The following is a 22,863-nucleotide window of genomic DNA, read 5'->3' on the forward strand; positions in this document are numbered from 1 at the left end:
CCGGCGATCCGAAACCTTCGGACCGGCGGCAAGAAAACGCTTTCGTAGGAGCGGCTTCAGCCGCGATGCTCTTTCAGCATTCAGAGCGAGAGCATCGCGGCTGAAGTCGCTCCTACGGAGGTTGTTGCAAGGAACCTTGAGATCGCGAAGTGCGTCAGTTCTTCGCCGCCGGCTTCAGGCTCTCGGCATAGGCCTTGGCGTCGATCGTCTCGCTGGTGATGTGCACCTTGACGTCGTCGCTGACCATCGGCACGTACTTGGTGAGTCCGAATTCGGAGCGCTTGATCGTCGTGGTCGCATCGAAGCCTGCCGCCTGCGCCTTGCGCATCGGATGCTCGCCGACCTTGTTGATGGTCACGTCGAGCACGACCGGCTTGGTCACACCGTGCACGGTCAGGTCACCGGTGACCTTGAGCTTGTCCTTGCCCGCGCCCTTCTCGACCTTGGTGCTCTTGAAGGTCGCATCCGGGTACTTCGCCGCGTCGAAGAATTCATTCGACTGCAGGTGCTCGTCGAGCTTGGCCACGTGGCTGTCGATGCTCGAAAGCGGGATCGTGACACTGACGGACGACTTGGTCGGGTTTGCCTGGTCGAATTCGAGCGTGCCTTCGACCTTGCCGAATTGGGCGGACGGATTCGAGTAGCCGAAATGGTTCCAGCTGAAGATAACCTGGGTATGTGCCGGATCGAGCGTGTAGGTGCCCGCGAATACCGGCGCGGTGGCCAGCGCGAGCGCTGCGGCAAGGGCAATGCGGCGAATCATGAGAACACTCCTGTTGGACGGAAGCATTGGGAACGGGGTGGCGCGGCATCGACGGTGAATGCGCCGATGAAACGATTCGACGTCGCCACACGATGGCGGCGGCGCGATACTCATCAAGCATGCAACCGTGCGATAGCGACGGCAAGACGCGCCGGCCGGAAACAGTGTTTCCGCCACGCGCACAATGGCGCGCCGCTGCCGCTCACCCGGGCGCCTGCCTGCATTACCCTGCGCGGATGACCCCGCATCCTTCAGCCGTGCCATCCTGCTGGGCGATCAGCGACGGCGCCGCCGGCAACGAGCGCCAGGCGCTCGCGCTGGCGCGCGCGCTCGGCCTCGCGCCGCGCGAGCTGCGCGTCCATGTGCGCCAGCCATGGGCTGCGTTCGCCCCGCGCCTGACCGCCGGAGCACACGCGGCGATCCGCGACGAGGCCGGCGCACCGCTGCTGCCGCCATGGCCGGACATCGCGATCGGCTGCGGACGCCGCGCTGCGCTGGTCACCCGGCTGCTGCGCGGCTGGAGCGACGCGCGAACCTTCTGCGTGCAGATCCTCGATCCACGTATCGACAGCGCCGCGTTCGATCTGGTCATCGCGCCGCAGCACGATCGCGTCGAGGGCACGAACGTGATCCACAGCATCGGCGCGCTGAATCCGGTCGACCACGAGTGGCTCGGCGCCGCACGCGCGCGCTTCGCGGCCTTCGGCGCGCTGCCGACACCGCGCACGACCGTGCTGGTCGGCGGATCGAACCGCGCGCAGCGACTCGACGGCGCATATTTCGATGCGCTGCTCGAACGCCTCGCGACGCGCCACTCGGTTGACGGCGGCAGCTTCCTGACCAGCGTTTCGCGGCGCACACCGCCGCCGGTCACGGCACGGCTTCGCAAAGCCTTCGCAGCATTTCCCGGCGTGCTCTGGAGCGGGCCGGACGACGGCGAGAATCCGTACGCCGGTTTTCTCGCCTGGGCCGATCGCATCGTCGTCACCCCGGATTCGGTCAACATGCTGTCCGAGGCCTGCGCAACCGGCAAGCCGGTCTACACGTTCGCGCCACGTGCAGTCACCGGCAAGCTCGCCGCGTTCCACGCCGAGCTCCTCGCCAGCGGACACCTGCGTCGGCTCGATGACAACGCCTCGCTCGCGCAACCCGCTCCGCTTGCGGAAACCGCGGCCATCGCCGAGCTCGTGCGCGAACGCTGGCAGGCGTTCACCGCGAGCGCGCCGCACTAAGTCCCCACCGCGACAATCCGACCTGATCCCGCCGGAACTTTCGGCCCGGTTGCCGACAGCGGCTTTGCCCTAGCATGACCTGGCTCACTGTTCCGGGGATCGCCCATGCCATTGCTACGCCCGGCCGCGCTCGCGGCCTGCCTCACCTTTGTGCTCGCACCGGCGTTCGCCGCCGACAAGGGCGATGACAAGCCGAAATGGGACGTCAACGCCGCGCACGGCGCGACGAAAACCGTCAAGTTCACGACCGACGAAGGCACCTGGATCGACCTCGACGTCAGTCCGGACGGCAAGACCATCGTGTTCGACCTGCTCGGCGACCTGTACCTGCTGCCGATCGAGGGCGGCACGGCGAAGCGGCTGACCTCGGGCCCGGCCTGGGACGTGCAGCCGCGCTTCTCGCCGGACGGCAAGGAGATCGCGTTCACCTCCGACCGCGGCGGCGGCAACAACCTGTGGCGCATGCCGGTCGGCGGTGGCGCCGCGACGCAGGTCACGAAGGAAGACTTCCGCCTGCTCAACAACCCGGCCTGGACGCCGGATGGCCAATACATCATCGGCCGCAAGCATTTCACCGGCGAGCGCTCGCTCGGCGCCGGCGAGCTGTGGATATACCACCGCGCCGGCGGCGCCGGCCTGCAGCTGACCAAGCAGAAGAACGACCAGCAAGACCTCGGCGAGCCGGCGGTCAGCCCGGACGGCCGCTACGTCTACTACTCCGAGGACGTCAGCGCCGGTCCGTCCTTCCAGTACAACAAGAACCCGCATGCGGTGATCTACGCGATCAAGCGCCTCGACCGCCAGACCGGCGAGACACAGACGATCGTCGCCACGCCGGGCGGCGCGGTGCGTCCGCAGCCCTCGCCGGACGGCAAGACGCTCGCGTTCGTCAAGCGCGTGCGCGAGAAGAGCGTGCTGCACCTGGTCGACCTCGATTCGGGCGACGTGCGCCCACTCTGGGACGGCCTCTCCCACGACATGCAGGAAGCGTGGGCGATCTTCGGCCCGTACGCGAACTTCGCCTGGACGCCGGATTCGAAGCAGCTCGTGATCTGGGCGCAGGGCAAGCTCTGGCGCGTCGATGCGGAGGGCGGCAAGGCGGTGCAGATTCCGTTCAGCGCCGCGGTCGAGCAGACCGTCGCGCAGCCGCTGCGCTTCGAGCAGAAGCTCGACCAGGGCACGTTCGCGCCGAAGATGATCCGCGACGCCGCCACCAGCCCGGACGGCAAGACCCTGGTGTTCCACGCAGTCGGCCACTTGTGGACGAAGGCGCTGCCAAACGGCACGCCGCAGCGTTTGACCGGCGACGCGGCGCAGTTCGAATACCAACCGGCGTTCAGCCCGGACGGCGGGAAGCTGCTCTACACGACCTGGTCCGACGCCGCGCAGGGCGCGATCGTCGAGCGTGACCTCGCCAGCGGCCAGGTGCACACGCTGACCAGCAAACCCGGCTTTTATTACGGACCGATTTACTCGCGCGACGGCGCGCGCATCGTCTACGCGAAGACCGCCGGCGGCTCGATCACGGGCAATCTCAATTCCGGCGAAACCGGCATCTACCTGATGGCAGCGAACGGCGGCGCGGCCAAGCGCATCGCCAAGTCCGGCACGAATCCGCAGTTCGCCGCCGACGGCCAGCGCGTGTACTTCCTGACCGGCGACGGCCTGAAGAAGAAGCTGCAAAGCGTCGGTGTGAGCGGCGAGGAGCCGCGCGACGTGTTCGACCTCAAGTACACCGACTTCGTCGCCTTGAGCCCCGATGGCAAGTGGGTCGCGTTCACGGAACTCTTCAACGCCTACGTCGCGCCGCTGCCGCAGACCGGCGCCGCGATCGAGCTGTCCAAGGACACCAAGGCGATCCCGGTCACGCCGGTGAGCAAGGACGTCGGATCGTACCTGCACTGGTCGGCCGATTCCCGCGCGCTGCACTGGATGGTCGGCCGCGACTACCACACGCGTGACCTCAAGGATGCGTTCGCATTCGTGCCCGGCGCGCCGAAGGAGCTGCCCAAGCCCGGCAGCGACTTGGGTCTAGACGTCGGCCTCAGCGTGCCGATGGACCGCCCGGCCGACACGTTCGCGTTCACCCACGCGCGCATCATCACGATGAAGAACGCGCAGTCCGGCGAGCAGGAGGTGATCGAGAACGGCACGTTGATCGTCGAAGGCGACACGATCAAGGCCGTTGGCGCGAACCTCGCGATCCCGGCCAACGCGAAGGTCATCAATGCGAGCGGCAAGACCATCGCGCCAGGCTACGTCGATGTGCACGCGCACGCGAACCACTTCTTCACCGGCGTGGTGCCGCAGGCGAACTGGGCCTACTACGCGAACCTGTCCTTCGGCATCACCACGATGCACGACCCGTCGGCGACCACCGAGACGGTGTTCTCGCAGGCCGAACTGGTCAAGGCCGGCGACCTGGTCGGCCCGCGCGTGTTCTCGACCGGCACGATCCTGTACGGCGCCGACGGCGACTTCAAGGCGGTGGTCAACTCGCTCGACGACGCGCGCGCGCACCTGCGCCGCATGCAGGCGAACGGCGCGTTCAGCGTAAAGAGCTACAACCAGCCGCGCCGCGAACAGCACCAGCAGATCAACCAGGCTGCGCGCGAGCTCGGCATGCTGGTCGTCGAGGAAGGCGGTTCCACGCTCAACCACAACCTGCCGATGATCCTCGACGGCGTCACGAACATCGAGCACAACCTGCCGGTCGCGCCGCTGTACGCCGACATCGTGAACCTGTGGAAGCAGACCGACGTGCGCAACACGCCGACCCTGGTCGTCAACTACGGCGGCCTTTCCGGCGAGTACTACTGGTACGCGCGCGACAACGTGTGGGAGGACAAGAAGCTCAACCGCTTCTTTCCGCGCGAAACGCTCGATGCGCGCTCGATCCGCCGCGAGACCGCTCCGGAATGGGACTACTACTACAAGGAGGTCGGCGCGGCCGCGAAGAAACTGCGCGACGCCGGCGTGAAGATCCAGACCGGCGGCCACGGCCAGTTGCAGGGTCTGTCCGAGAACTGGGAGATCTGGATGCTGGCGCAGAGCGGCTTCAGCAACTGGGAAGCGCTGCGCGCGGCCACCTACGACGGCGCCGACCTGCTCGGTCTGTCGAAGCAGCTCGGGTCGCTCGAAGCCGGCAAGCGCGCCGACTTCGTCGTGCTGAACTCGAACCCGCTCGACAACATCCGCGCGACGATCGACACGCGCTACGTCGCGGTCAACGGCCGCGTGTTCGACGTCGACGCCGACATGGCCGAAGTCGCCGGCAAGGGCCGCAAGGCACCGGAGTTCTACTGGCAACGCCACCGCGACGGCCGCAGCTTCGGCATCGAGTTCGGCCCGACTGCGATGTGCCATTGCCCGAAGTCGGGAACGTTCCACGTGCATTGAGCCCGAGCCTCCCGCGTATTGTGCGCGGGGGAGACCGCTGCAGGAGCGGGCGCAAGCCGTGGCACGTCCACGGTTTGTACTCGCGCGACGACGTCGGCAGACCAGTGCTTCGCCTACCGCGACAGGGTGTTCCGGGAGCGAGTTTCAACAAGCGCGAGATCGACATCTTGCGGCTGCTGGCCGGCGGCTATACCAATCGGTGAGATCGGCCAGGCGATCCACGTCACCGAAGGAACGGTCAAGAACTACCTCATGCACATCTTCGACAAGCTGGGCACCCGCGATCGCACGCGCGCCGTATTGAAGGCGATCACCCTGAAAGTCATCTAGGGCGCCGCGCCGGCAATCCGTTGCCTCTACCCGAACCCATAACGCTGTGCCACGCCACGCACGACCTCCGCCTCGCGCTCGATCGTATCGCTGCGCAGGATCACGCGCGGACGCCCATCGAGCGTGCAGCGGATCGCGCAGGCAAGCAGCGCGGCGTGTGCCGCGGCGAGCGCGGTCGCGTCCTCCGCCGACAGCGCGCCGACGGCGACCAGCGCGGCGATCAGATCAGCGCTGTTGCCGCTGGCGAGCAGTGGCGGATGCTGCGATGCGTGCAGCAACACCAGGCCTTGCAACAGGAACTCGAGATCGACGAGGCCGCCGGGGCCCTGCTTGAGGTCGAATTGCTGTGCGTCGGAGCGGTCGCGTTCGGCGCGCCAGCGTGTACGCATCGCGACGACGTCGGTGCGGATCGTGGCGGCGTCGCGCGGCGTGGCGAGCAGGTCGCGGCGCTGTTCGCTAAAGCGGCGTGCGAGCACGACATCGCCGGCGACCGCGCTGGCGCGCACCAGCGCCTGCAGCTCCCAGGTCCAGGCACGTTCGCGCTGGTAGCTCTCCCAGGCAGCCAGGCTGAGCACGAGCATGCCCTTGCTGCCGTCCGGGCGCAGGCGCACGTCGACCTCGTAGAGTCGGCCGGCGCGGGTCAGCATGCCGAGCAGGTGCACGATGCGCTGCGCGAGCCGCGCATAGTAACGTGATCCGTCGAGCGGCTTGGCGCCGCCGGATTCGCCGCGCGCGCGCTCGTCGTCGTACAGGAAGACCAGATCCAGGTCGGAGCCGAAACCGAGCTCGGCGCCGCCGAAGCTGCCGTAGGCGACGATCGCCAGCCCCGTTCCTTCGCTCGCGGATTGGCCGTCCAGACGTCCATGCGCGGCGACGATGTCGCGCTCGGCGATGCGCAGAACGGCGCCGAGCACGACCTCGGCGACTTCGGCAAGCGCACGTGCGGTGGCGACGGCATCCAACCTGCCGGCGATGAACGCGAGCCCGATGCGGAAGAGCGCGGACTGGCGTTGCTCCTGGATCAGCTCGATTTCCGCCTCGGGATCGGACTCGCCGAGCACGGCAAGCCGGCGCGCCAGTTCCGCCTCGATCGCGTCGCGCCGCAGCGGCGCACTGTCGACGCGATCGTCGAACAGGTCGTCGAGCAGCAGCGGATGTGCGCTCACACGCTCGGCGAGGAATGCGCTCGCGGCAAACACCGTGCTGAGCCGCCTCAATGCGGCCGGCTGCTCGTCGAGCAGGGCCAGATACACGGAACGCCGTGCGATCGCATGCACGAGACGCAGCAGGCGCACCAGCACGCGGGCCGGGTCCATCTGCGCCGCGGCGGCGGCGAACAGCGCCGGCATCACGCGGTCGAGCCGTTCGCGCGCGCGCGCCGACATGTTGCGCAGCGCGGCGCTGCCGAGCAGACCTTCGAGTTCGGCCACGACCTCCTGTGGCGGATCGAAACCGGCCGCCGCGAGCGTGCCGGGATCCACGCCGCCACCCGCGGCGAGCGCACGCCAGAACTCCGGCCACTGCGCTTGCGTGTGCCGCGCAGCGTTGCGCGCATCGACCGCCATCAGCGCCGCAAATTCTTCGGCGACCGCGGCGCGATGCACCTGCAGCTCCGCGGCGAGCGACGCCCAGTCCGCGCGACCGAGCGCGAGCGCAAAGCGCTGGCGAACGACCTCCTCGGCCGGAATCTCGTGCGCCTGCTGGTCGGCGAACATCTGCACGCGGTTCTCGAGCCGACGCAGGAAACGGTATGCGTCGCGCAGGCGCTTCGCACGCTCGGCCGGCATGAAGCCGAGCTGCTCGCAGGCGGCCAATGCCGGCAGCAGGCCGCGCACGCGCAGGGTCGGCTCGCGGCCGCCGCGAATCAGTTGCACAAGCTGCACGATGAACTCGATCTCGCGGATGCCCCCGGGGCCGAGCTTGAGATGATCGGCGAGATCCTTGCGCGCGACCTCGGCGTCGATCAATGCCTTCATCTCGCGCAGGCCGGCAAACGCGGTGTAGTCGAGATAGCGGCGGAACACGAACGGCCGCAGCGTGTCGAGCAGGCGCGCGCCGGCATTGCGGTCGCCGGCGACCGGGCGCGCCTTGATCCAGGCGTAGCGTTCCCAGTCGCGGCCCTCACGCTGGAAGTACTGTTCCATCGCGGCGAACGACAGCGCGAGCCGGCCCGCATTGCCGAACGGTCGCAGGCGCAAGTCGACGCGATAGACGTAGCCGTCCGCATTGCGGTCGGCGAGCAACGACACCAGCGCCTGGCCCACGCGTGCGAAATAGGTGCCGGCATCGAGCGGCCGCGCGCCATCGCTGTCGCCATGCTCGGCGAATGCGAACACGAGATCGATGTCCGACGAGAAATTGAGTTCGCCGCCGCCGAGCTTGCCGAGCGCGAGCACGACCAGCCGCTGCGGTCGGCCATTGGCATCGCGCACGACGCCGTGGCGAGCGGCAACCTGGTGCTCGGCACCGCGCAAGGCCGCCTCGAGGCAGGTTTCGGCCAGCACTGACGCACCGGCCAGCGTAGTCTCGATCGCGTCCGCACCATTCACGTCGCGCCAGATCAGGCGCAGCGCCTCGCGCAGCCGGAACTCGCGCAACGCGCTGCGCAATGCGGCATCGTCGTGCCCATCCACGAGCGCGCCGGCGCGCGCATCCGCGTGGCGCGGGTCGCTCATCAATTGCAGGAAGTCCGGACCGAGCAGGCGCGGATCGCGCAGGAAGCTCGTATACGCGAAGTCGCTCGCAAGCAACACGCGCTCGAGGTGGTCGTCGACGCCGGCGTCGTCGTAGAACGGCACGGCGGCCTCGCGGCAGGCGGCTTCGAGCCGGGACAGGCGCTCATTGAGGAACGCAGCGGTCGCACGAGGCCAGGGAATGGGCTGGAACATCGCCGGATTGTCGCAGCAGGGGCGCCGGCACGGCCAGCCATCGCCAAGGCACATCCGAACAAACCGTCATCCCGGCTTTCACCGGAATGACGAGCTTCGCCCTGTGCCGAGCTTCCCTGACCCAGCGTTAATGCAAGGCTTGTCGCGTCATGGCATTGTCACGGGTTCGTCATGACCACCCTGGCTCTCGAATCCTCCACGCCTGACCGTCGGCGCGCGCTGATGCTGCGCGAAAGCGCGGCCGCGGTCGGCTGTGCGCTGCTCGTCGCGCTGCTGGTCGCACAACTGGACCCGGGCATCGATCTTGCGGTGCCGGCACACGGGGAGGTATTGCAGAGGGTGCTGCTCAATGCGCTGCCGGCGTTGACCGCGTTCGTGCTGCTGCTCGCATTGACACGTCGCCTGCTGCTGTCGAGCTGGGTCGTGCTGCTCGCGCTGGCCGGCCTGTACGCTGCGAACAGCGCCAAGCTCGGCACGCTGGAGACACCGCTGCTGCCGGCCGACCTGCGCTTTCTGGCAACACCGGGCCCGGCGCTGCGGCTGTTCTCGCAATACCTGCAGGTCGACGCGACGCGCTGGGGGCTGATCGCGCTCGCGCTCGGCATCACCGCGCTGCTCTGCCGCGAGCGTCGCTTGAACACGCTGGCCGGCTGGCGCGCGCCGGCGCTCGCCGCGCTGGCCCTGCTCGCCGGCTGCAGCCTGATGGTCGGCGCCACACCGTGGCGGCGCGTGTACCAGTCGGTCGAGCTGGGCTTCCAGCCGTGGTCGCTGGCCGACAGCGTGGCGCGTACCGGCCTGATCGGCAGCCTGCTGCTGTACCACTGGGAAATCGGCGATGGCCAGGTGCCGGCGGCCGATCGCGACGCCGCGGTCGCGTTGCTGCAGGCGCATGCGCCGAAGCTGCGCGCCGCGCTGGCCGCAACGACGCCGGCGGCGGAGCTGCCCGACATCGTCGTCGTGCAGAGCGAGTCGCTGTTCGACCCGGCGCGCCTGCGCGAAGTGCTGAGCGGGCGCTGGTTGCGCGACTACCATCGCCTCGCGGGTGGCGCGACATCGGGTGACCTGCGCGTGCCGACCTTCGCTGGCGGCACGATCCGTACCGAGTTCGAAGTGCTGACCGGGGCGCCGCTGGCGAGCCTCGGCGGCGTGCAGTATCCATGGCTGGAACTCGACCGCGACGAATACCCGGGCCTCGCCCGCGTGCTCGACGCGCACGGCTACCGCAGCGTCGCGATCCATCCGAACGCGGGCGCGTTCTGGAATCGCGCGCGCGCCTATCCGGCGCTCGGCTTCGACCGCTTCATCGATGGCGCCTCGTTTTCACCCGACCGTATCGTCGGTTTGTTCACCGCTGACGCCGCGCTCACCGAGCGCGTGCTCGACGAACTCGCCGACGACGGCCCGCCGCAGTTCCTGTTCGCGATCAGCATGGAGAACCATGGCCCGTTCGACTGGCGGCCGGGGCTCGATGCGCAACGTCTCGCCGCAATCGAGATGCCGGAACGGCTCGACGCCGGCGGTCGTCTCTGGTTCGGCAATTACCTGTACCTGCTCGACGACGCCGACCACGAACTCGGCCGCCTCGCGAAAGCGCTCGTGCAGCGCAAGCGGCGCACGCTGCTGCTGTTCTACGGTGACCACTTGCCCGGTCTCGCGCCGGTCTACACGCAGCTCGGTTTCGACGACGGACGCGATGCGAAAGAGCAGCCTGTTCCGTGGCTGCTGCTCGACAGCGCCGATCCGCGCCCGCACCGGCTCGACACGCACAGCTGGATGCTGCCCGCGCTGCTGCTGCAGGCTGCCAACATCCATGACGGCGCCTGGTTCAGCCTGCTCGCTGCGCTCACGCGCGACCACGATTTCGATCCGGACGAGCCAACGAGCGCGGCGGGATTGAACGCACTGGCTCGCCTGCAATTGCGCGGCGAGCTGGCACCGGTCATGCACGAGGCGCTCGGCCTCGCCGACAGCACCGACGCGGGTTGATCCGTCCGCACCACCCAGTCGCGTGGGCGCTTCGGCGCGACTACACTGGCGTCGCTTCCGCGAGGTCGCCATGCCCGCGCTCGACCCGTCCGTCATCGGCAGTCGCGCCGCTCCGCCGCTCGGAGCGCTGTTCGACGCGGTGTACGACCGCCTGAAGGCGCTCGCCAGCCGCCAGCTCGCACTCGGCCCGCGCGGCACGCTCGACACCACCGCGCTGGTCCACGAGCTGTATCTGCGTCTCTACAGCAGCCACGAACTCGCGTTCGAACACCCGGCCCAGTTCTTCGCCTACGCCGCGCGCGCGATGCGCCACGTGCTCGCCGACCGCGCGCGCAAGCACCTGCGCCGGAAGGCCGGCGGCGAATGGATCAGGACCGCGCTGACCGCGACCGCCGAAGACCAACTTGCCGTTGCCAGTGCCGAACAGGCCCTCGCGCTCGACGAGGCGCTGACGCAACTCGAGCAAACCGACGCGCGCGCCGCGCACGTGGTCGAACTGCGCTACTTCGCCGGGCTCTCGCCCGAGCAGATCGCCGAGCTGCTCGGCATCACCCGCCGCACCGTCGACCGCGACTGGCGTTACGCACGTGCGTTCCTGCACGCGGCACTGGAATGAAGATGTCCTGATCGCGCTTTTTTCGGCGTTATTGCCATGAAACCCGAGGATCCGACGCAATCCGCGATGACCGAACCCACGCCAACCGCGCGCGAATTGTTCGAGGAAGCACTGGCGCTGCCGGCCGCGCGCCGCGCGGCTTACGTGACCGCGCACTGCGCCGATCCGGTGCAACGGGCGACCGTGGAACGGCTGCTGGCCGCCGACGCGGCGGAGCTGGGGCACCAGCTCGATCGCTCCTTCGACGACCTGCTCGCGTGCGTGAGCGAGCTCGAACCGGAGCCGCCGATACCACTCGGCGAGCGCATCGGGCCGTTCACGCTAATCGAGAAGCTGGGCGAAGGCGGCTCATCGGTCGTGTTCCGCGCGGAGCGCGAACAGGCCGGCGTGCGCCAGACCGTCGCGCTCAAGCTGTTGCGCCATGGCCTGTATTCGGAGGACGAGCGACGGCGGTTCCGCGATGAGCGCCGCGCGCTCGCGCAACTGCGCCACCCCGGCATCGCACGCCTGATCGAAGGCGGCCTCACCGACGCGGGCACGCCGTACATCGCACTCGAACTGATCGACGGCGTACCGATCACGGAGCATGTCCGCGCCCTGCATCTGGATCTGCGCAATCGCCTGATGTTGTTCGTCGATGTCTGCCGTGCGGTCGAGGCGGCGCATCGCGCGCTGATCGTGCATCGCGATCTGAAACCCTCGAACGTGCTGGTCACGCGCGAGGGCGAGGCCAAACTGCTCGACTTCGGCATCGCCAAGCTGCTGGACACCGGGCTCGACCACGACGCAACGCGGACACAGCATCAGGCGCTGACGCCTGCATATGCCGCACCCGAGCAGTTCCAGCAGGGCCAGATCACGACCGCTACCGACGTCTACGCGCTCGGCATGCTGCTCGGCGAGCTGATCACAGGCCAGCGGCGCGAACACGGCGACCCGCGCACGCCATCGTCGCGGATCAGCGGCACCGACCCCGATGCACTGCCGGCGCCGCCGAAGACCGTGCGGCGCCAGCTGTACGGCGATCTCGACAACATCGTGCTGAAGGCGACTGCGGACGAACCCGAGCGCCGCTATGCGTCCGCCGGCGCACTCGCGGACGATATCGAGCGCCATCTGGCCGATCAGCCGGTGCTCGCGCATCCGCCATCGCGCTGGTACCGCGCGCGCAAGTTCGTCGCGCGCCATCGTGGCGGCGTCGCCGCCGCGATGGCGTTCCTGCTCGCGATTCTCGCCGGGCTGGGCATCGCCTTGTGGCAGGCTCGCCGGGCGGAGATTCAGGCGCGGAGAGCCGAAGCGGTGCAGGCATTCCTGAGCGACGTGTTCCGCGCCAACAGCAGCAGCCAGCCCGACCCGGTCAAGGCGCGCCAGACCACGGCGCGCGCATTGCTCGACCTCGGCGCCGGCAAGATCGACGGCGCGATGGCCGACGCCCCGGAGGTCAAGCTCAGCCTGCTGCGCCTGTTCGGCGGGCTCTACGACGACTTGTCGCTCTACGACGAATCCGTGAGGCTGCGCAGGCAGGCGGTGGAGATCACCCGCGAGCTGCATGGCACGAATGCACCGGAAGTCGCCGCTGCCCTCGTCGAACTGGCCGGATCGATGGCCGGTTCGAAATCGGCGAACGAGCGCGAACCTGTACTCAAGGAAGCGGTGAGCATCCTCGACCGGAATGGCGATTTCACCTCCGCGACGCGCGGCTCGCTGCTACGAAAACTGTCGATCTACTACCAGGACACGGATGTGCCGCGGGCGCTCGACTACGACCTCCAGTCGGTGCGCGTTTTCGAGGCCTTGCCGCCCTCGGCGGATCTCGCCGAATCGCTGGGCGATCTGGGCTGGGTGCAGCATCACCTCGGCAAGCCGCGCGAGGCGATCGCTTCCCTGCAGCGCGCAGTGGAGGTATCGAAGGCGCAACAGGGAGCGAAGAATCCGGAATTGCCGCGCTATTACGCCTATCTCAGCGATGCCCAGTACGATGCCCTCGACATTGCGGGCGCGGAACGGAATGCACGCGCTGCGCTGGAGGGCATCGAGGCGATCAACGGCGACGAACCTGCCGACACCGCATACTTCATGATGCGCCTCGGCAAGCTGCTGGCCAGCACCGCCCGCACCCGGGACGGGCTTGCCCTGCTCAAGCAGGCAAGGGATCGGTCGCTGGCCTCCAAGGGTGCGGACGATCCCGGCCAGACGCTGTGGGCGCAGTTCCTGTACGGCGAGGCGCGAGCCCGTTCCGGTCAACTACGCGAGGGCCTGACCGATATGGGAACGGCGATCGCGAACTGCCGTCGCGAACAGCCCGACGTGGTCTTCCTGGCAACGTTTCTCGAGAGCGAAGCGGACGCGCAGATGGACAGCGGCCGCTACCAGCAGGCCACCGACACGCTGGACGAGGCTGCGCAAGTTCGCACCCGGCACAAGCAGGCGCACGGGACATCCGCATTCAATGCGAATACCGCGACGCGCGCACGGCTCGAGCTGGCGCGTGGACACGTAGACACCGCCCGCGCGCTGCTCGATGAACTACGCATCGAGGGCGACGACGCTGTGTCATGGATGCGGTTTGAGCAGGAACTGTTGTCGGCGGAAATCGCGTTGGCCGATGGCCACTCCGAGTCAGTGGCGAAGCTGGCCGCCGAAGTGCGACAGCAGATCGCGGGAAACGGACTCGCCGCGTACCTGAAGGCCTGTGCGGCGCGCGCCGACCTGGTCGAAGGCATGACCCTGCTGCGTGCGCGGCAAGCGGGAGCGGCCCTGCCGCTGCTGCAGCGCGCGGTATCCCTGCGCCAGGCGACCTTCGATCCTTCCAGCCCGAAAATCGCCGAGGCGCAGGTCGCACTGGCCAATGCCTTTTTGGATCTGGGCGATACCGGCAAGGCACGCGCACTGGCCGCCGCCGCGAGCACGATCGACGCTGCACAAGAGGAACTCGGCGAGCACTATCGCCGACCGCTGCGCGAGCTGCTGGCCCGACTGCGCGAATGAAGGCGAGCGCAGGACGAGCGCGCCTGCAACGAGGTGTCCGGCAACGTTGTCGAAGATGCCAACAACCAGCCGACCGACGGTGCCGTGATCCTGGTCGGTTCGCGCTCGCATTTCGTGGCCAATAGGCTGATCCTGCGCGGCAATGCGGCGGCCTATGCCATCAACGTTTTGGGTGACGACGACGTCAGTAACGATACCGAGCTTGCGAACTGTCTGATCGTCGACAACCATACCCGGCACGAACTCGTCGGCGTGCGTCGTTCTGGGCCAACGATTCTCTCCATGGACGGTTGTACGCTGGCGCACAACACGATCGACAACGGCTATGTGTTGTATAGAAACGGCATCTCCGGGCTCTTCCTGACCGACAGCATCATCGACATGCCCGGCGTGCAGACGGTCGACGGCGGCGCGTCCGCCCACTACGTACTGTCCAATGACACCAGCACGCTGCGAGCGACAGCCAACTTGGTGGTGCAGGGCGAGCCGAGCTTCGTGAATGTCGCCGTCGGCGACTACCACCTGCTGCCATCCTCGCTGGGCGTCGACTTTGCGCCGGCCGCCGGCGGCACCGATCTAGATCGCCTGCCGCGAGATGTCGACCTGCCGCAGGTGCCGAATTTCTACGGCCCACGCGATATCGGCGCCTACGAGCGCCAGTCCGCATTTCTGTGCGACAACAATCGCGACGCGATCTTCTGCGACGGCTTCGAGGCGATGTAGCACGAACCCGTACCGCAGGCTGGTGGACGATATGGCAATTTCCGCTCACGCAAATCCTGCGCAAGATCACCGTTGAAGTTCCTGCTGCTCTCCTGGACAAGGCACAGGCAGCAAGCGGGGATGGCGTCAGCGAAACCGTGCGCAGCGGCCTCAAGCTGGTCGCGACCGCGCGCGCGTACGCCAAGCTGCGCGATTTGCGCGGCAAGGTCCGGCTTTCGGCTGGGGGCTCGAAGACCCCACACGGCGTGTCTGAGTTTGCTGCCAAACGGCGTTACTCGAACATGCCCGCACCCGGGTTCTGATTCGAGGAGCGTGTCGTGTCCGCCTCGTTCCGTTTCGCATTCGTTGCGTGTGCGCCGCTCATCGCAGCGTTGACGTTTGGCAGTCGTGACGCCGACGCGTTCCTCTGCCAGCCAATACCCTACTACCGTTTCGTCGGCGACACCGCCAGCGACGCGATGTGCACCGACAACGACATCCAGTCCGCGATCAACAACGCGAGCTGTCCAGGCACCACCATCGTCATCACCCGCGAGCGGGTCTACACCGCGCAGCATCTCACGATCAGCAACAAGTCACTGACCCTGTATGCGGTCGGCGACGGGGTGCCGTGCGGCCCGCCGCCCCCGTTCTGCGATCCGAACATCGGCGGGTGCAACAATCCCCCGCCTACCCAACCGCAGGTCACGCTCGACGGCATCGGGCAGACTGGCAACAGCACGCTGCACATCGACGGCACCAGCTACGTGACGCTGCGGTTCCTGCACGTGACCGGCGGCAACGTAAGCGATCGCGGCGGCGGCATCTACTTCTCCGGCGCCGGCTCGCTGATGCTGGACACCACCACCGTCGACCACAACAGCGCCGGCAATGGCGGTGGCATCAGCTTCAGCGGCTCCGGCGGCAATGCCACGCTGACGCTGCTCGGCAATACCCTGGTCCTGGAAAACGCCATTGGTGCGGGTGGCAGCGGCGGCGGCATCCTCGTCGAGGGCAGCGCGCGGCTGTTCGCACTCAAGGACAGAACCCTGATCGGCTACAACCACGCGCCCGGTGGTTTTGGCGGGGGCATCGCGGTGATCGGCCCGGCTCGCGCGGATATCGGCTCGCCCGGCTACAACGGCGGCGCGGCGATCCAGTTCAACGACGCCGCCTACGGCGGCGGCATCGCGGCCAGCGCGGTGCACGATCGGCAGTCCGTGAACGTCCGGCTGTTCACGGTCGATCCCGCCAACCCGGTACACATCCAGAACAATACGGCGTCCCGAACCGGCGGCGGCATTTATCTCAAGCCACTCAACAATTCCAGCGGCGATTTCGGCGAGGCGACCCTGTGCGCGTTCGATTTCCGGATCGACGACAACAAAGCCCAGGAGGGCGCGGCGATCTACGCCGACACGGACATAGACACCTCAGTCGGGATCGATTTCGGTGGCGAGGTGTACATGAATATCGACTCCCATCCCGGCTGCAACATGCCCGAATCGCCGCCATCGCTCGGCGCGGTCGCGTGCGCCCACGGCGTGCCGTGCAATACCGTATCCGGCAACATCGCCGAAGACAGCAACAACACGCCGACGCCGGGTTCTGCGATCCTGGTCCAGGACGACGGCAGTTTTAAGGTGAACCGCCTGCTGATGCGCGGCAACCAGGGCGCGCATGCAATCCGCACCTTCGGGCTGGATTCCAGCTTTGGCACGGCCTACGTGTACAACTGCCTCGTCGCCGACAACCAGGTGACCGGCGAACTGGTGCGCATCGACAATGACGGCTCCTACGTGGGCCCGACCGCATTCGCCAACTGCACGTTCGCGAACAACACGATCGGCGGCAGCACGGTGATCTACTCAGGCCACGATCTCAGCCTGACCGACATGATCTTCGACCAGCCCGGCGTGCCGACGCTCGCATATGCCGGCAATCCGGCGAACCTCGCGGTCCACTACGTGCTGACGAACAGCAACGGCACACTGCCTTCGCAACCGGACATCGTGGTCGGTCGGCCCTCGTTCCTCAGCGCGGCCACCGGCGACTACCATCTGCTGCCCACTTCGCTCGGCGTCGACTTCGCCCCGGCCGCCGGCGGGACCGACCTCGACCGCCGCCCGCGCGACGTTGATCTGCCGACCATCCGAAACGTCTACGGCCCGCGCGACCTCGGCGCCTACGAGCGCCAGTCCGCGTTTGCCTGCGACGACAATGCCAACGCGCTGTTCTGCGATGGCTTCGATATGTAGCACGGAAACGAAAAGCCCCGCGTCGCTGCGGGGCTTTTCGAGTTGCTTCGCAAGCAGGAACACCATCCCCACCCAACCCTCCCCTTGAAGGGGAGGGCTTCAAGAGCAGTAGCGCGGGCCCTGGCCCACCACGGCAATCGGCGGGCTAAGTCCACCCTACGTGAAAACCCGCCAAGGCCGCGGGCGCCGCCGCTCATGGTTCGATACCTCACCACGAACGGCTCTCCATTCAAGCCGAGGCGTTGCCCGCCTTTTCGATATTTTGCAACTGCCTTGCGAGTTGCAAACCTTCGGCGTGGTTTCCTAAGGCCATATCGCCTCAGGGAATTTCACGTTGATCGAAGCGGCGTGGATCGGAAGGACCAAAGTCCTCGCATGGAATGCATCCGGTGCCGTTGCCGCGGGCACTGCGTTGGTTGCGCTCGTGTACGCGCTGGATCCGGCGTTTCGGCCCGCGCACGGCGCCGCAGGCGATGTCGGCCTCGCCGCCCTGAATGCGCTGCCGGTCGCGCTGTTCGCGCTGTTCATGCTGGCACTTACACGGCGTCCGTTCCTCGCGTGCTGGTGCGCGATGCTGCTGACCGCGCTGCTCTACGCCGTCAACAACGTCAAGCTGCAATCACTCGAAACGCCACTGCTGCCGAGCGATTTCGCACTCATCGGCCAGCTCGTCGCAGGCCACGGTCTGCTCCGACGCTACGTGCCGACGAACCCGATCGATCTCTGGCTCTATGCGCTGGCGGCGGTCGTGACCATCGTGCTGATCGCGATGCAGTTGCGCGTCGAGATGCGCGCGCGACCGCGTGCGCTGCTTGCCTGCGGCGTGCTCACGGTCGGCGCAAGCCTGATCGCGGGAAGCATGCCCTGGCAAGCCCTGTACTCGGACGAACGCCTCGATTTCCAGTCGTGGGCGCCGGTCGAGACGACCGACCATGCCGGCCTGCTCGCTTCGCTGCTGCGCTATCACTGGGAGTTCTCAGGCCCGTTGTCCGAACCCAACCGCGCGGCTGCGGCCATTCTCCTGGAACGGCATCCGCAACCCCTGAACGACACGGCTCCAGCCAGGAACGGGGCCGGCGATCTGCCCGACATCATCGTGGTGCAGAGCGAATCCTTCTTCGATCCGGCACGCCTCGAGGGACTGAACCCGGCACAGGTCGCACCGATGCTGCGTGAGCTCGGCGCGCGAGCCACACATGGCGATCTGTGGGTGCCGACCTACGGCGGCGGCACGATACGCACCGAGTTCGAAGTGCTGACCGGGATTGGCTTGCGCTATTTCCCGCACAACCAGTATCCGTACTACGACCTCACCTCCGGCGGGCCACCGAGCCTGGCAAGCGCGCTGGCATCGCATGGCTATCGCACGCTTGGCGTGCATCCGAACGATGCGACGTTCTGGAACCGCGCCAGCGCGTTCAAGTCCCTGGGGTTCGCCGGCTTCGATGACGACGAAGCATTTGGCAACGCTCCTCACGAGGGCCGCTACATCAGCGACGAGGCACTGGTCGATCACATCCTGCGGCGCCTCGACGAGGGCGGATCGCCCACGTTTATCTTCGCGATCAGCATGGAAAACCATGGCCCTTATGACGACAGCCCGGGCATCGACGCGCACCGCCGCGATGCTCAGCCGATACCGCCGGGTCTGCCCGCCGATGCGGTGAGGCCTCTGCGCAACTACCTGTATCACCTCGGCAACGCGGATCGTTCGCTCGGCCGCCTCGCTGAAGCGCTCGGCCAGCGCAAGCGGCGCAGCCTGCTGCTGTTCTACGGCGATCATCTGCCCGCCCTGCCCGAGGTCTACCGCCGCCTGGGCTTCCGCGACGGCGCCGGTGAAACCCTGCAACCGGTCCCCTACCTGCTGTTCGACACCGCGGCGCATGACGAACACGTCGAAACCACCGCGTCGTTCTTCCTGCCTTCACGGCTGCTCGCTGCGGCAGGCATCCGCGATCGCTATTTCGAAGTGCTCGATGCGGTCCGCGATGAGACGACATTCGGTCCGGAATACACGCCTGCGGAAGACGCCTACCTCGGCGCGCTGATGCAGATGCGCCAGCGCGACGAATGGCCATCGGCGCAGGTCGCGTTACCGGTCGCGGCCACTCACTCCGGAGGAGTCGCCGTGCGCGAGAATTCACCGTGACGTCGGCTGCTCGTATCCGGTGCCTGACATGGCATTCCCGCCAGCGATCCGGCTCAGGATTTTTGCGCGGGAGCGGCGACCGTCGCTTGCGCAGCATCCTCGACGCTCCAGTAGTTCAGCTCCTCCGGCGACAGCTGCGGCAGCGCGGCACGCAGCAGCAGGTCGCGCGCGGCATCCTTCAAACGGGTCACGCGCAATGCCTGGCCACGCGCTGACAACCATCGTGAAAAATCACCCAGCGCCTCCAACGCGGTGCTGTCCAGATCGGGAGATTCCTCGAGGCTGAGGATCACGACGGCCGCGTCGGCATGGCGCGCGACCTTGGCGCGCGCCTGCGCCAGCATCGGTTCGGCGTTCGCGAAAAACAGCGGCTCTTCCGGCCGCAGGATCAGACAACCGGCTAGTTGCTCCGCTTCGGGATGACGCGCGACATCGACGAAATCATGGCCACCATGCAACCGCCCCAGCACGCACAATCGTGGCGTGGCCAACGTGCGCAGCAACATCAACAGGCTGAATGCGATTGCGATGAGCAGTCCGTTCAACACGCCGAACGCGATCACCGCGAGCACCGCCGCGAGCGCGACGAGGCGGTCGCGGCGCCATTGCAGATATGGCCGGAACACCGCCGGTCGCAATGACTTGCTCACTGCATGGATCACGATCGCCGCCAGCACCGGGCGCGGGATGCGTTCGATCCACGGCAGGAACAGCAGCACGAGCGCGAGCACCACGGCCAGCGCACACAATCCGGCGAGGCGCGAACCGGCACCGGCCGCTTCGTTCGCCGAGGTGGCGGAATAGCCGGCACCGACCGGCATGCCGTGGAACAGGCCGGAAACGAGATTGGCGATGCCGAGCGCGGCGAGATCACGGTTCACCGCCACCTCGTCGCCGTGCTTGAGAGCGTAGGTGCGGATCGAGCCATACGACTCCGCGTAGAGGATCAGCATCAGTGCCGCGGAAAGTCCGGCGAGCGGCATCCATTGCGCAGCGGCCGGCAGTTGCAGCGAAGGCATCTGCAAGGCCAGCGCGATCGGTCCGGTCAACGCCACGCCGCGGGCGCCCAGCCATGTGGACAACGCGATGCCCGCAACGATCACCAGCAGCGGACCGGGCAGCGCGCGGATGCGTTCCAGCACGAACAGTCCGATCAACGCGGCAACTCCGGTGAAGAGACTGGCGCTCTGCCAGTCGCCGACGCGCCGGCCGAGTTCCAGCAGCAGCGACGCGAATTGCCCATGCTGCGCACTGATGCCGAGCAACCCCGGCAACTGGCCGACCGCGATGACCAGCGCGAGTCCGAACGCATAGCCGCGCAGCACCGGCTTCGCGATCACGTTCGAGAACGCGCCGAGCCGGGCCAGCGCCGCGACCAGGAAGCACAATCCCGTGAGCGACACCAAGACCGTTGCCAGCAGCAAGCGCTGGGCAACGTCACCATTCGACAATGCGAGCGTCGCCGCTGCCAGCACCGCCGCGGACGACGACGTCGCCGAGACGATCGCGAAGCGGCTGCGCCCGATCGCTCCGTAGCAGGCCAGCCCCGCGAAGAGCGCGATCACGCCCGCCTGCGGCGGCAGCTTGGCGATGCCCGAATACGCGACTGCCTCGGGCAGCAACAAGCCGGCGATGGACAGGCCGGCGAGTGCATCGGCCCACGGCATGACCTTGGCTGCTGGTGTCACGGCTGCGCTGTTCATGCCATCGCATCCACCACGCCGGCATCTGCCAGCGCGAGCAGCCTTGTCACGAACGCGGCGAAGGACACCCGAGGCGATCCGGACATCGACATGCTCCAGCACGGCGATACGAGTTGCCGAGCGTACCCCGAAAGCGCCTGGACCCGTGCCAGCTGGCACCTGGACGCCGTGATCGCTGCCGACCACGGCGTCACGTGTTCAAAGACCGCTGGAGCGACAGATTCTTCCGCTTGCCCGGTCATACCACTCGTGGGACATGCCCAAGTCCGGCTTCCAGATCGGCGCCTGCAGGTCCGCACAGGTGGAGCGGGGCGCCTGCCGTTCCGTGTTCGCAGCTGCGAGTAGCGCGGGATCGAAACCGTTCTTGAATATCTCGTCGGTGATCATGTTCGGATCGTAGATCTCCGCGCTGGCGAGCGGGTTATTGGCAGCATCGAGACCGCCGGTAACAAGTACGCGACCATCCGCGAGTTTGGTCAGAGTGTGTGAAGCGCGCGCCACGGTCATCGGCGCATTGGTCGGGACGAATGCATGCAGGCCCGGCACATACAAGTCCGCGCTGGCTACATTCGGGGTACCCGTTGCGTTGGTTTGGACGCCGCCTGCCATCAGCACGCTTCCGTTGTTGAGCAGCACGCTCTGGTTGAACAGCGTACGGTCAATCGCGGGCGGTGACGTGGCCGACGCGAACAAACCCGTGATCGCGTCGAAATCCTCCACATTGGTCGGCAACGTCGTCAAATAGTAATTCGATGGGTCATATGCCGCATACGCGACCAGCACGCTGTCGTCCTGCAGGCGAACCGCCACATGCCCTGTGCGCGCACCCCCCATCGGACCGTTGGTCAGATGAAACCCTCCTGATGGATACAGGTAGGTCTCGGCACTGTCGTTGACGTGAGTATCGAGTATCAACGTACTGCCGATTTGGCTGATGTAGTTCCACGAGCCGCCTGTCACCAGCACCGTGCCATCGGCCAAGGGCGCGATCGCGGGATGTTCGCGCGGCGCGGCCAGATGGCCACCAGGGCTGAACACGCCAGTGGTCGGATCATAGATCTCGGTGCTGCCGAGTCCGTTGGGCATCACGAAGATTTCCGAGTAGAGACAGCAGCCGCTGCCGCCGACAAACAACACCGTTCCATCCGGGAGCAGGGTCGCGCCCGGCGCACGGCGCTCTTCCAACATCGATCCCGTCGCCGTGAACTGATCAGTGGCAGGATCGTAGATCTCGGCTTTGGTCGGTGGAATGCCGATCGCGGCTGCGAATATATTGCCGTCGCCTGCAATCAGTACCTTGCCGTTCTGGAGCAGCACGGCCACATGGTCGGCGCGCGGTGTGAGCATGTGGCTTTGGCTCGGTGTAAACACGCCGGTCGCCGGGTCGTACAGGGCAGCGCTATCGAGCGGGGCACCGTTGATGTCCGCACCGCCGGCAATCAGGACCTTTCCACTCGGCAGCAAAGTCGCCGTGCCCCTGGATCGCGCAAATGGCATGTTGCCAGTCGCCACGAAGCCGTCCGCCATGGCGACCTGGGCACCTATCAAGACGCCACTGACGAGAACCAGCCCGAATCCCCAAAATCTGTTCATGGATCAACCTCTGCGATGGTATGGGTTGCGTTGTGGCGACGGGTGATGGCCATCCGCGGCCGCGGCGCCTGACAATGAAGCGATCGCGCCGATTCACGCCGATCCTCGACGCGCCCGGGCAACAGCGGTTTTGTACGTGGAGCGAACGCCTTGCGCATTCGCATCGGGCGACAAGCGGATGTGATCTGCGTGTAAATCAATGAAAGACACGCGAAAGACAGTGGCGACGACCGATCGTGCGAAGCGATAACGTCGT

At 67.0% G+C, this 22,863-nt stretch carries 13 protein-coding genes and 1 pseudogene; 10 read left to right on the top strand and 4 right to left on the bottom strand.

Features of this window, described 5'->3' with window-relative positions:
- Positions 1 to 154: 154 nt before the first annotated feature.
- A complete protein-coding gene (locus tag ABD002_RS13680) occupies positions 155 to 763 on the bottom strand; it encodes a YceI family protein (RefSeq protein ID WP_343792029.1) in 609 nt (202 codons plus the stop codon).
- A 257-nt stretch (positions 764 to 1,020) separates the two neighbouring features.
- Here ABD002_RS13680 and ABD002_RS13685 point away from each other — a divergent pair, with 257 nt between their 5' ends.
- From ABD002_RS13685 to ABD002_RS13695, 3 genes and pseudogenes are all read left to right on the top strand, one after another.
- The gene (locus ABD002_RS13685; protein ID WP_343792031.1) at positions 1,021 to 1,995 is read left to right on the top strand and encodes a mitochondrial fission ELM1 family protein; all 975 of its coding nucleotides are present in this window, start codon (positions 1,021 to 1,023) and stop codon (positions 1,993 to 1,995) included.
- A 105-nt stretch (positions 1,996 to 2,100) separates the two neighbouring features.
- A complete protein-coding gene (locus tag ABD002_RS13690; RefSeq protein WP_343792033.1) occupies positions 2,101 to 5,394 on the top strand; it encodes an amidohydrolase family protein in 3,294 nt (1,097 codons plus the stop codon).
- Positions 5,395 to 5,516: 122 nt separating this feature from the next.
- Positions 5,517 to 5,724, top strand: a pseudogene (locus ABD002_RS13695) (helix-turn-helix domain-containing protein); the annotation flags it as partial.
- Between the two features lie 26 nt (positions 5,725 to 5,750).
- On the opposite strand, the gene glnE reads toward ABD002_RS13695, so the two are convergent.
- Positions 5,751 to 8,612 carry a bifunctional [glutamate--ammonia ligase]-adenylyl-L-tyrosine phosphorylase/[glutamate--ammonia-ligase] adenylyltransferase gene (glnE, locus tag ABD002_RS13700; protein ID WP_343792035.1) on the bottom strand — a complete coding sequence of 954 codons (2,862 nt, stop codon included), beginning with the start codon at positions 8,610 to 8,612 and terminating at the stop codon, positions 5,751 to 5,753.
- Between the two features lie 171 nt (positions 8,613 to 8,783).
- Here glnE and ABD002_RS13705 point away from each other — a divergent pair, with 171 nt between their 5' ends.
- The 7 genes from ABD002_RS13705 to ABD002_RS13735 all read left to right on the top strand — a co-directional run bounded on the left by ABD002_RS13705 (position 8,784) and on the right by ABD002_RS13735 (position 19,311).
- Positions 8,784 to 10,598, top strand: coding sequence for an LTA synthase family protein (locus tag ABD002_RS13705; protein ID WP_343792037.1), 1,815 nt, complete (start codon positions 8,784 to 8,786; stop codon positions 10,596 to 10,598).
- A gap of 70 nt (positions 10,599 to 10,668) precedes the next feature.
- Entirely contained in the window at positions 10,669 to 11,214 is a 546-nt protein-coding gene (locus tag ABD002_RS13710) for an ECF-type sigma factor (RefSeq protein WP_343792039.1), read from the top strand.
- A gap of 66 nt (positions 11,215 to 11,280) precedes the next feature.
- Positions 11,281 to 14,202 (top strand): protein kinase domain-containing protein, encoded by a 2,922-nt coding sequence (locus tag ABD002_RS13715; protein ID WP_343792041.1) that lies wholly within the window; start codon positions 11,281 to 11,283, stop codon positions 14,200 to 14,202.
- Between the two features lie 33 nt (positions 14,203 to 14,235).
- A complete protein-coding gene (locus tag ABD002_RS13720) occupies positions 14,236 to 14,925 on the top strand; it encodes a hypothetical protein (protein WP_343792043.1) in 690 nt (229 codons plus the stop codon).
- A gap of 137 nt (positions 14,926 to 15,062) precedes the next feature.
- Positions 15,063 to 15,227, top strand: a complete 165-nt coding sequence (locus tag ABD002_RS13725; protein WP_343792045.1) for a hypothetical protein — start codon at positions 15,063 to 15,065, stop codon at positions 15,225 to 15,227.
- A gap of 15 nt (positions 15,228 to 15,242) precedes the next feature.
- On the top strand, positions 15,243 to 17,162 hold the full coding sequence (locus ABD002_RS13730) for a hypothetical protein (protein WP_343792047.1): 1,920 nt from the start codon (positions 15,243 to 15,245) through the stop codon (positions 17,160 to 17,162).
- Between the two features lie 334 nt (positions 17,163 to 17,496).
- Entirely contained in the window at positions 17,497 to 19,311 is a 1,815-nt protein-coding gene (locus ABD002_RS13735; RefSeq protein WP_343792049.1) for an LTA synthase family protein, read from the top strand.
- A 53-nt stretch (positions 19,312 to 19,364) separates the two neighbouring features.
- Here the strand turns inward: ABD002_RS13735 and ABD002_RS13740 are convergent, their stop codons facing one another.
- Together ABD002_RS13740 and ABD002_RS13745 are read right to left on the bottom strand one after the other, a co-directional pair.
- Positions 19,365 to 21,014 (bottom strand): SulP family inorganic anion transporter, encoded by a 1,650-nt coding sequence (locus tag ABD002_RS13740; protein WP_343792051.1) that lies wholly within the window; start codon positions 21,012 to 21,014, stop codon positions 19,365 to 19,367.
- Positions 21,015 to 21,212: 198 nt separating this feature from the next.
- Positions 21,213 to 22,607 carry a Kelch repeat-containing protein gene (locus ABD002_RS13745; RefSeq protein WP_343792053.1) on the bottom strand — a complete coding sequence of 465 codons (1,395 nt, stop codon included), beginning with the start codon at positions 22,605 to 22,607 and terminating at the stop codon, positions 21,213 to 21,215.
- Positions 22,608 to 22,863: the final 256 nt, after the last annotated feature.

The organism is Dokdonella soli (assembly GCF_039523175.1).
In the GTDB taxonomy this organism is placed as follows: domain Bacteria; phylum Pseudomonadota; class Gammaproteobacteria; order Xanthomonadales; family Rhodanobacteraceae; genus Dokdonella_A; species Dokdonella_A soli.